This window comes from Campylobacter sp. TTU-622 (assembly GCF_016598965.1).
Classification (GTDB): domain Bacteria; phylum Campylobacterota; class Campylobacteria; order Campylobacterales; family Campylobacteraceae; genus Campylobacter_D.
In genome coordinates this window covers 1-375 of sequence record NZ_JAENKR010000241.1, presented here as the reverse complement: position 1 = coordinate 375, position 375 = coordinate 1, and the positions used below count along the sequence as shown (strand labels likewise).

2 protein-coding genes are annotated in these 375 nt (G+C 31.7%); both read right to left on the bottom strand.

Annotated features, from left to right (window positions below; genetic code table 11):
* Window positions 1-249, bottom strand: a 249-nt coding sequence (gene rnpA / locus JG677_RS08670; RefSeq protein WP_200286238.1) for a ribonuclease P protein component, incomplete at its 3' end; no start/stop codon positions are given.
* 9 nt (window positions 250-258) lie between these two features.
* Window positions 259-375: 50S ribosomal protein L34 (gene rpmH / locus JG677_RS08665; protein WP_200286237.1), on the bottom strand; the 117-nt coding region annotated here is incomplete at its 5' end.

Below are 375 nucleotides of genomic sequence, written 5' to 3'. Positions count from 1 at the left end.
ATCTATTTTAGCTAGCAAAATCATATCGCCACTTTTTAAAAAAGGCAAACTCTCTTTGTAAAGATGTCTAAAACGCCTTTTGATAAGATTTCTGCACACTGCATTACCTATTTTTTTAGAAACACTAAAGCCGACTTTATTTGTGGAGTTGTGATTTTCTTTAAAAAAAATGGCAAAATGCTTGTCATGCCATTTTTTATTGCTTTTATAAGTGTTATCAAACTCTTTTTTAGTTTTTAGGGTAAGCAAGGGTTAGCCTTAGATAGCTAGTTTTTTTCTACCTTTTGCTCTTCTTGCATTGATTACTTTTCTACCATTTTTAGTTTGCATTCTCACTCTAAAACCATGAGTTCTTTTTCGTGGTGTGTTATGAGG